At 61.9% G+C, this 10,307-nt stretch carries 8 protein-coding genes; 7 read left to right on the top strand and 1 reads right to left on the bottom strand.

All coding sequences use genetic code 11. The annotated features are described in order from the left end of the window. Positions 1-48: 48 nt before the first annotated feature. Positions 49-2,961, bottom strand: coding sequence for an aminotransferase (locus HU811_RS20320; RefSeq protein ID WP_186657756.1), 2,913 nt, complete (start codon positions 2,959-2,961; stop codon positions 49-51). Between the two features lie 191 nt (positions 2,962-3,152). Here HU811_RS20320 and rfbB point away from each other — a divergent pair, with 191 nt between their 5' ends. The 7 genes from rfbB to HU811_RS20285 are packed head-to-tail and all read left to right on the top strand — an operon-like array spanning position 3,153 to position 10,258. Continuing rightward, a complete protein-coding gene (gene rfbB, locus HU811_RS20315; RefSeq protein ID WP_186657755.1) occupies positions 3,153-4,235 on the top strand; it encodes a dTDP-glucose 4,6-dehydratase in 1,083 nt (360 codons plus the stop codon). Continuing rightward, positions 4,232-5,107: a glucose-1-phosphate thymidylyltransferase RfbA gene (gene rfbA, locus HU811_RS20310; protein ID WP_186657752.1), complete on the top strand. Its 876-nt coding sequence runs from the start codon at positions 4,232-4,234 to the stop codon at positions 5,105-5,107. Before rfbB ends, rfbA begins: the two co-directional genes overlap by 4 nt. Further along, positions 5,104-5,649: a dTDP-4-dehydrorhamnose 3,5-epimerase gene (gene rfbC / locus HU811_RS20305; RefSeq protein ID WP_186657749.1), complete on the top strand. Its 546-nt coding sequence runs from the start codon at positions 5,104-5,106 to the stop codon at positions 5,647-5,649. Before rfbA ends, rfbC begins: the two co-directional genes overlap by 4 nt. Then, entirely contained in the window at positions 5,646-6,527 is an 882-nt protein-coding gene (gene rfbD / locus HU811_RS20300) for a dTDP-4-dehydrorhamnose reductase (RefSeq protein WP_186657746.1), read from the top strand. The genes rfbC and rfbD overlap by 4 nt, the downstream gene beginning before the upstream one ends. Before the next feature lie 36 nt (positions 6,528-6,563). Beyond that, entirely contained in the window at positions 6,564-8,372 is a 1,809-nt protein-coding gene (locus HU811_RS20295; protein ID WP_186657743.1) for a sensor histidine kinase, read from the top strand. Further along, positions 8,369-9,757, top strand: coding sequence for a sigma-54-dependent transcriptional regulator (locus HU811_RS20290; RefSeq protein WP_186657741.1), 1,389 nt, complete (start codon positions 8,369-8,371; stop codon positions 9,755-9,757). Before HU811_RS20295 ends, HU811_RS20290 begins: the two co-directional genes overlap by 4 nt. Positions 9,758-9,802: 45 nt before the next feature. After that, a complete protein-coding gene (locus HU811_RS20285; RefSeq protein ID WP_186657739.1) occupies positions 9,803-10,258 on the top strand; it encodes a YiiD C-terminal domain-containing protein in 456 nt (151 codons plus the stop codon). Positions 10,259-10,307 lie beyond the last annotated feature (49 nt).

The following is a 10,307-nucleotide window of genomic DNA, read 5'->3' as shown; positions in this document are numbered from 1 at the left end:
TTTCGCGAGCAAGCCCGCTCCCACAGGGAAAGCGTTTGCCTCAGTGAGTCAAACCCCCTCGTCCAACACCTTCGCCAACATATCGACAAAGAAATCCACGCTCTGGCGGCTGGTGACCATCGGCGGTTTGATCTTGAGGATGTTCAGGTAGTCGCCGGTCGGTTGCATGAAAATGCCCAGCTCCCGCAAGCGATTGCACAGCGCCGTGGTTTCTTCGGTGGCCGGTTCGAGGGTGTCGCGGTTGCGGATCAGCTCCACACCCAGGTAAAAACCGGAGCCATGCACCGCACCGACCAACGGATATTGGTCGATCAAGGCTTGCAGGCGGGCCTTGAAATGCCCACCCACTGCCCGGGCGTTTTCCCACAGCTGTTCTTCTTCCATGACGTCCAGCACGGCCATGCCGATCTGGCAACTGACCGGGCTGCCGCCGGCTGACGAGAAGAAATACCCTTCAGCTTCCAGCGCCTCGGCGATTTCCCGGCGGGTGATGACCGCTCCCAGCGGCTGGCCGTTACCCATGCCCTTGGCCATGGTGATGATGTCCGGCACGACATCCTGTTCTTCGAAACCCCAGAAGAATTCGCCCATGCGCCCGTAGCCGACCTGCACTTCGTCAGCGATGCAGACACCGCCGCGCTCACGCACCATCGCGTAGACCTGCTTCAGATAGCCCGGCGGCAATGCGATCCCACCGGCATTGCCGTACACCGGTTCGCAGATGAAGCCGGCGAGCTGGCGCTTGTGTTCGGCGATTTTTGCCAGGTTGTGCTCGACGCTGCGCAGGTAGTCCGGCGCGCTGTTGGGGCCGCGGAATTCACCGCGATAAGTGTTTGGTGCGGTCACCGGATGTACCCAATCCGGGCGACTGCTCAGGGCCTTTGGGTTGTCGGCAATGGACGTCGAGACCGCATCGGCCGCCACCGACCAGCCGTGATAGGCCTCCAGCACGCTGAGCATGTCCCGGCCGCCGCTGTAGGCCCAGGCCAGGCGGATCGCCAGGTCGTTGGCCTCGGTGCCACTGTTGACCAGAAATACCCGATCCATGCCGGGCGGCGCCAGCGCCAGCAAGCGCTCGGAAAACTCGGCAATCGCGGCATAGTGAAAGCGTGAGTTGGTGTTGAGCAGCGACCACTGCCGGGCCGCCACCGCCGCCATGCGCGGATGCCCGTGCCCCAGCACCGCGACGTTGTTGAGCATGTCCAGGTAAGAACGGCCCTGCATGTCGATCAGGTGATTGCGCCAGCCGCGCTCAATGCGCGGCGGATCAACGTAATAGTGCTTCTGCGAGCGGGCAAAGCTCGCATCGCGCCGGGCCAGCAGCTGCTGGGGGTCGATCTCTGGCTCGGCATCGCAGGCAAGCCCCAGCAGCACCGCCGGCGAGGGACAGAGCGCCTGCCAGGCCGACGCCCTGGATGGCGTGCAGAACAACGGTGAATTCAGGTGAGCGCCGCGACACAACTGCACCCGCAACGGTCCATCGACTTCGCCCAAGACCTGACCCTTGACCAGCGCAGCCCCGGAATGCAACGGCGATGTCACGCCCCAGAGCCGAATGCTCAGTTGCACGCTGTCCAGTTGCAACATGCCGTCGGCAGCCTTGTGCACCACCCCGGCAAACGGCGATTCCAGCGGCGTGCCCCGCGGCACCTGCAATTCTACGTGTAATGGATAAGTATCCGGTTCAACGGCGCTGTCCGGCCGGGTCCGAGACAATCGGTACTGCCCGTAGCGGCTGGCGGCCAATCCATGGACCGCGGCGGCTTCGCTCAGCAGGCGCTGGTCGATCCCCTCCTGCTCCCAGTTGCCGGCTTCGAAATGCGGGCTCAGGACACCCAGGTCGATCAGGGCGAACTCACGGCCCACCAAGGTCGGCAACAGCGGCACAAAGCCTTCACTGGCAACGGGTGGCAGATTGTGGCCCACGCACGAGAGGATCGCCGCTTCCATCAGTTCGAACGGGACCGACTGAGCAATTCGAAAAATCTCCCACTCATGGTCCAGGTTGTCGCGGCTGTATTGATTTTCCGGGTCAATGGATACCTGCTGTTCACCGCTGAGCACCAGCACAACAGCGCGGGCGACGATCAGCGGCCAAAGCGCCAGTAATTCCTCATGCTGCAGCGGGTTGAGCGCGTTGTAGGCCTTGATCGCCGGCAGGATGAAAAACGGATCGCCGTCGGCATGGTGCAACAAAGCTGCACAGGTCACCGACAGATCGGTCACGCGCCAGGTGCGGATCAGATCGCCGAAATCGATGACACCCTGCAATTGCCATTGGCGCTGGGCGTCGCGCTGCCAGACCACGTTGTCATCGGTGATGTCCATGTGGATCGCCTGCACCGGCAGGCTGGCCTTGAGCGGCTGCAAGCGTCGTTCGGCCTGTTGCGCCGCCTCCGCGATCAGGTTGCGTTCTTGATCATCGTCGATGACGGGCAGCAGGTGGCCAACCAGCGCATTGGCGTGGCGGGCGTCCCATTGCAGCGTGCGCTCCAGGCCAGGGTGATCGAAGGTGGCCAGGGCCAGGTCGATGTGTGCGCACAAGCGCCCCAGCCCCGTGACCAGTTCAGGCCCCCAATGGTTGAGCTGGGTGAGCGGCTGGCCATCGATGTACTCCAGCAATCGCACATGAACCGCTTGCCCTGCGATCTCCAGGGTCAACAGATCCTGGCCATTGTTGGCGGCGATCACCCGCGGCACTTTCACCGCGCCGTGCTCGGCCAGATGCTTGAGGGCGGCATGCTGGGCCTGGAGTTCCTGGACGGCGTAGTCACCATGGCAAATCTTCAGCACAAACCGTCCGCGCTCGCTGTCGACGCGATAGTTGAGGTCCTGCTGGCTGCCCAAGGGTCGCAGGTCACCGCTGAGTCCGTAATTCGAGCGCAGCAGCACCAGCGCCTGTTCGGCACTGATCTGTGGGCTTGGCAAACTGGCACGGTGAACCAACGTGGCGAGTGGCATACAACGACCCCTGAGGTGGTTTTATCGGATGTCTATCTCGCCATTGAGTCGGGGGATAAGCAACCCCTCACCACAGTTGAATTGCCAAGCGCGTGTACATCCCCTGAAATATCCTGCTTGCACCGCACTCGCCATGCCGACAAGCTATGCTCCAATCGCTTATGTTGTATTACGGAAGAAGGCTTATTCGGATGCGCATTCTCATCACCGGCGGTGCCGGTTTTATCGGCTCGGCGCTTATACGGCACTTGATCCTGGATACTGGACATCAGGTCCTGAACCTCGACAAGCTGACCTATGCCGGCAATCTCGAATCACTGAGCAGCATCGATCACGACAGCCGCTACGAGTTCGTCCAGGCCGATATCGTCGATCAACCGACGGTCAATGCGATACTGGCCAGGTTCAAGCCTGAGGCCATCATGCATCTGGCGGCCGAATCCCACGTGGACCGCTCCATCGACGGCCCGGCGGACTTCATCCAGACCAATATCGTGGGCACCTACAGCCTGCTGGAAGCCACCCGTGCCTATTGGCAGACCCTGGCCGAGCCGCAGAAACGCACGTTTCGCTTCCATCACATTTCCACCGACGAAGTGTATGGCGATCTGCACGGCGCGGATGATTTGTTCACCGAAACCACCGCCTACGCCCCCAGTTCGCCGTACTCAGCGAGCAAGGCGGCTTCCGACCATCTGGTACGCGCCTGGCAACGTACTTACGGCTTGCCCGTGCTGCTGACCAACTGCTCCAACAACTATGGGCCGTTTCACTTTCCCGAGAAGCTGATTCCGCTGGTGATCCTCAATGCCTTGGCCGGTAAGCCCTTGCCGGTATACGGCGACGGCCAACAAGTACGCGACTGGCTGTACGTCGAAGACCACGCCCGGGCGCTGCTCAAGGTGGTGACCGAAGGTGCCGTGGGTGAGACCTACAACATTGGCGGCCACAATGAACAGAAGAACATCGACGTGGTGCGCAGCATCTGCGCCCTGCTCGAAGAACTGGCACCCCACAAGCCCGACGGTGTGGAGCACTATGCCGACCTGATCACCTTCGTCAAAGACCGCCCCGGTCACGACCTGCGCTACGCCATCGACGCCGGCAAGATCGAGCGTGAGCTGGGCTGGACGCCCCGGGAAACCTTCGAGACCGGCCTGCGCAAAACCGTGCAGTGGTACCTCGAAAACCTGCTTTGGTGCCGACGTGTCCAGGACGGTAGCTATCAGGGCGAGCGCCTGGGCTCGCTCGACAACAAGGAATCGATTGCATGACAAAAGGTATTGTTTTAGCTGGAGGGTCAGGCACACGACTGCATCCCATTACCCTCGGCGTATCCAAGCAGTTGTTGCCGATTTATGACAAACCTATGATCTATTACCCGATTTCGGTATTGATGCTTGCCGGGATCAAGGAGATTCTGGTGATCTCCACTCCGCAGGATTTGCCGCAATACCGCAATCTGTTGGGCGATGGCAGTCAGTTCGGTGTGCAATTCAGTTACGCCGAACAACCCTCGCCCGATGGTCTTGCCCAGGCCTTCCTGATTGGCGAGCAATTCATTGGCAACGACTCGGTCTGCCTGATTCTGGGCGACAATATTTTTCATGGGTCGTATTTCAGCGATCGATTGCAGACCGCCGTCAGCCGGCAGAGCGGTGCAACAGTGTTCGGTTACTGGGTAAAGGACCCGGAGCGTTTCGGCGTGATCGATTTCGACGCTGAAGATCGTGCCATTTCCATCGAAGAAAAACCCTCTTCCCCCAAGTCCAGTTATGCAGTAACCGGCCTGTATTTCTATGACAACGATGTCATCCAGATCGCCAAGGCGGTAAAGCCATCCAAGCGCGGCGAACTGGAAATTACCGATGTCAACAATGCCTACCTGCAACGCGGCGACCTGCACGTCGAGCGCTTTGGTCGAGGTTTCGCCTGGCTGGACACCGGCACCCATGACAGCCTGCTAGAGGCGTCGCAATACGTGCAGACCATCGAGCATCGGCAAGGCTTGAAAGTGGCGTGTCTAGAGGAAATAGCCTATCAACAGGGTTGGGTCAGTCGCGAGCACGTCCTTGAGCGCGCCAAGTATTTCGGTAAAACCGGTTATGGCCAATACCTGTTCAAGATAGCCGGAGAGCCACAATGAAAGTCACTCCCACCCGATTGCCGGAAGTCTTGTTAATAGAGCCAAAGGTTTTCGGAGATGAACGTGGTTTTTTCTACGAAAGCTTCAATGCCCGTGCCTTTGCCGAAGCCACCGGGTTGACGCCTCAATTCGTTCAGGATAACCACTCCCGTTCAGCCAAGGGGGTTCTGCGTGGCCTGCACTATCAAATCGAACAGCCCCAAGGCAAGCTTGTAAGAGTCACGGATGGGGAAGTGCTGGATATTGCAGTAGATATCCGCCGCAGCTCTCTGAACTTCGGTCAATGGACCGCAGTTCGTCTTTCAGCAAAAACCGCGCATCAATTATGGATTCCACCAGGCTTCGCCCATGGCTTCGTCGTGCTCAGCGATAGCGCCGATTTTCTCTACAAAACCACCGACTACTATGCGCCCTCGGCCGAGCGCTGCATTCGCTGGGACGACCCGGACCTGGCCATCGACTGGGAATTGCAAAGCGCGCCGATCCTGTCGCCCAAGGACCAGGCCGGCAAGGCTCTGCACGAGGCCGACCTGTTCCCATGAATACGTCCTTGCGCATCCTGATCATCGGTCAGAACGGCCAGGTCTCCCGAGCGCTCCAGTCGCGCCTGGCCGGCATGGCTGAGTTGATTGTGCGCGGCAGCGACCAACTCGACTTGGCGCGCCCCGATCACCTTCGTTCGCCCATCACTGCCCTGCGGCCTGACCTGATCATCAACGCCGCCGCCCACACCGCCGTCGACCAGGCCGAGAGCGAACCGGAGCGGGCCTTCGCCATCAATGCCACGGCGCCGGGCGTCCTGTCTCACGTGGCGGTCGAGTTGGGTGTGCCGCTGATCCACTACTCCACCGATTACGTCTTCGATGGCCACAAGCCTGAGCCCTACACCGAGGCCGACTCGCCCAACCCGCTGAGTGTCTACGGGCGCAGCAAGCTGGCCGGCGAGGAGGCCATTCGCCACGCCGCCGGGCAGCACCTGATATTGCGCACCAGTTGGGTGTACTCCAGGGAAGGACGCAATTTCCTGTTGACCATGCAACGTCTGCTGCAGGAAAAACCGCACCTGCGGGTGGTCAACGATCAGATCGGCGCACCGACCTGGGCCGGGACTATCGCCGAGAGCACTGCCCACTTGATCGAACGCTGGCAGGCCGACCGGTGTGGCGCCTGGGGGACTTATCACCTGACGGCGCAGGGCGAAACGTCCTGGTTCGGCTTTGCCCAGGCCATCGGCGAGCACCTGATCGAGCAGCACAAACCGTGCGCGGTGCTTGAGCCCATCCCCTCCAGTGCTTACCCGACTCCGGCCCCACGCCCGCTGAACTCGCGTCTGGATTGCACGCGCCTGCTTGAGCAATGGGGTGTCAGCCAGCCAGACTGGCGAAGCGCGTTGCACCAGTGCCTTGCCGCCGGACACTAGGCATAATGCGCCTGTCCCCACAGGCGCCTGATGCTCATGAATTCCACTCTTCCCCGCAGACCCCGCTGGCGCAGCCTGGCCTTGCTTGCGCTGTGCCTGGCGCCGTTGCTGTGGCCGCTGGAACATCTGGCCGAGCGTTACTACCGCAGTGAACTGGCCGGGCAGAACCGCCAGACCCTCGATCTCTATGTCGCCAACCTGTTGGGCACCCTGCACCGTTATGAAGTGCTGCCGCAGATTCTCGGTGAACTGCCGGCCCTGCGCGCCACCTTACTGACACCGGACGACGGCATCATCCAGGGCAATGCCAATCGACTGCTGAAAAACATCAGCGCCCAGACCGGTGCAGAGGTCATGTACCTGATGGACCCCACCGGCAAGACCTTGGCGGCATCGAATTGGGACAAACACGACAGTTTCGTCGGCCGCAACTTTGCCTTCCGGCCGTATTACATCGAAGCCATGGCCGGGCGGCTGGGTCGCTTTTTCGGCTTGGGCACCACCTCGGCCAAACGCGGTTATTTCTTCGCCGCAGCGGTGCGCGACCTTGAAAAAGTGATCGGCGTGCTGGTGGTCAAGGTTGATCTGGACCACACCGAAAGCCTCTGGGGCAAAACCCCCGAGCAACTGCTGGTGACCGATCACAACGGCGTGGTGATCCTCACTTCGCGACAGGAATGGCGATTCCGCTCGACCCGCCCCTTCAATGACGAAGAACGCAATTCCATCAGCGCCGTACAACCTTACCCAACCCGCGACCCAAAGCCGCTGAACCTGGATGCGAACGCCTGGCTGATCCAGACCCAGTCCATCGAGGAGACCGGCTGGAGCGTGAGCATTCTCGCCCCGCGTACCCTGATCGACCGTCCAGTGCGCACCGTGGTGGTCATCGGCGGCGCGGCGTTGCTGGTCCTGATGCTGTTGCTCGGGTTGATGATGCAGCGCCGGCGGCATTACCTGGATCGTATCGCTTTCGAAGGCAAGGCCCGTCAGGAGCTGGAAGGTCGGGTGGCCGAGCGCACCAGTGACCTGGAAGGCCTGAACCGACGACTCAAGCAAGAGGTGCTGGAACGCGAACAGGCCCAGCAGGAACTGGTCCGCGCCCAGGATGACCTGGTGCAGGCCGGCAAGCTGTCGGCCCTGGGCACCATGTCGGCCAGCATCAGCCACGAACTCAACCAGCCGCTGGCGGCGATTCGCAGCTACGCCGAAAACGCCGAAATATTGCTCGATCACCAGCGCACCGAGGACGCCCGAGGCAACCTCAAGCTGATCAGTGAGCTGACCGGGCGCATGGCCTCGATCATCGCCCACTTACGCGCGTTCGCCCGCCGCGACCGTCACGCCCCGGAAAGCGTCGCCCTGCAACCAGCACTGGATGATGCCCTGGCACTGCTCGCCAAACGTCGGCGCAGTATGGAAGTGGAGCTGATCCGCGACCTGCCGGCCGCCACGTTGTGGGTCGAGGCCGGGGAAACGCGCTTGCGCCAGGTGCTTGGCAACCTGCTGGCCAACGCTCTCGACGCCCTGACTGAAAAAGGCCCACCACGCAAACTCTGGCTCAGTGCCGAAGCCACTGAAACCGGCGTCAACCTGTACATCCGCGATAACGGCCCAGGGTTTTGCATGGAAGCCCTTGGTCGCGCGGGCGAGCCCTTCTACACCACCAAGACCCGCACCCAGGGCCTTGGCCTGGGGCTGGCGATTTGCGACACCCTGATGCGCGCCTTCGGCGGTGAACTGTCGTTCGCCAACCACAAGGAAGGCGGCGCCCTGATTACCCTGAAGTTGCGCGCTGGCGCGCCCGGTGTGAGCCTGCAACCGTCCGAGGACCGTAGCGTATGACCATCGATAACCGGATTGAGGTGGTGTTGATCGACGACGATCCCCACTTGCGTCAGGCCTTGAGCCAGACCCTCGACCTGGCCGGCCTGAAAGTCCTGTCCCTGGCCGAGGCCAAAGGCGTGGCCAGGCAACTGTCCCGCGACTGGCCGGGTGTGGTGGTCAGTGACATTCGTATGCCGGGCATCGACGGCCTTGAGCTGCTGAGCGAACTCCATGCCCAGGACCCGGAGCTGCCCGTGCTACTGATCACCGGCCACGGCGACGTGCCGCTGGCGGTCCAGGCCATGCGCGCCGGAGCCTATGACTTCCTTGAGAAACCTTTTCCCAGCGATCACCTGCTCGACAGCGTGCGTCGGGCCCTGGCCTTGCGCCGGCTGGTGCTGGACAACCGCAGCCTGCGCCTGGCCCTGAGCGACCGCCATGAACTCAGTGCCCGGCTCGTCGGCCAATCGCCCTCGATGCTGCGCCTGCGCGAGCAGATCGGTGCACTGGCGGCGACCCGCGCCGATGTGCTGATCCTCGGTGAAACCGGGGCCGGCAAGGAGGTCGTCGCCCGAGCCCTGCACGATCTGTCGGGCCGGCGCAACGGCCCCTTCGTCGCGATCAACGCCGGAGCCCTGGCCGAGTCGGTGGTGGAGAGCGAGCTGTTCGGTCATGAGCCCGGCGCTTTCACCGGCGCGCAGAAGCGCCGCATCGGCAAGTTCGAGTTCGCCAACGGCGGTACGCTGTTTCTCGATGAAATCGAAAGCATGAGCCTGGACGTTCAGGTCAAACTGCTGCGGCTGCTGCAAGAGCGGGTGGTGGAACGACTGGGGGGCAATCAACAGATTCCGCTGGACATCCGCGTCATCGCCGCCACCAAGGAAGACCTGCGTCAGGCCGCTGATCAGGGTCGTTTTCGCGCCGACCTGTATTACCGCCTGAACGTCGCGCCGCTGCGTATACCGCCGCTGCGTGAACGTGGTGAGGATGCCCTGATGCTGTTCCAGCATTTCGCCGACGAAGCCAGCGCCCGTCACGGCCTGCCGCCGCACGAGTTGCAACCAGCCCAACGGGCATTGCTGCTGCGTCATAGCTGGCCGGGCAACGTGCGGGAATTGCAGAACGCCGCCGAACGTTTTGCCCTGGGCCTGGAACTGGCCCTGGACAACAGCGCGCCAGACGGCAACCCCGGCGCACCAGTCGAGTTGGTCAGCGGCGGTTTGAGCGAGCAGGTGGAAAACTTCGAGAAAACCCTGATCGCCGCCGAACTGGCCCGCCCTCACAGCTCGGTGCGCAGCCTCGCCGAAGCCCTGGGCATTCCGCGCAAGACTTTGCACGACAAGTTACGCAAGCATGGGCTGAACTTCGGCGACAGCCAGGGCCATGCCGATGAGTCCGATTGAGTCTGCTTGAGTGATTGCCATCTTCCCTTTCAAAAGAGGCCCTGCATGAACCGCGACAGCCGCTACCTGGAATCGATCCTGCACCACGACATCCCGTTGACGCGGGACATGGGCCTGAAGGTGCTCGACTGGCAGGCCCGGCAACTGCGTCTGTTTTTACCGCTGGAGGCCAACGTCAACCACAAGAGCACCATGTTCGGCGGCAGCCTGTACTGCGGCGCAGTGCTGGGCGGCTGGGGCTGGCTGCACCTGGCCTTGCGCGAAGAAGGCATTGAGGACGGGCATATCGTCATTCAGGAAGGGCAGATCAGCTATCCACTGCCGGTCACGAGGGACGCCACAGTCATTTGCCACCCCCCCGAAGAAAAGGTCTGGAAACGCTTCCTGGCCACCTACCGGCGCTACGGACGCGCGCGACTGACCTTGCAGACCCAGGTGATAAATGCCGGGAGCGAAGCACCAGCGGTGCAATTTGTGGGGCAGTACGTGTTGCACCGCTGACCCCCGAGCATCACAAAACCCCCTGTGGGGGGGGGGGGGGGGGCCCCCC

This window comes from Pseudomonas tehranensis (assembly GCF_014268615.1).
Lineage (GTDB): Bacteria > Pseudomonadota > Gammaproteobacteria > Pseudomonadales > Pseudomonadaceae > Aquipseudomonas > Aquipseudomonas tehranensis.
The sequence above is the reverse complement of the archived record's forward strand: the minus strand, read 5'-3'. Positions and strand labels throughout refer to the sequence as shown.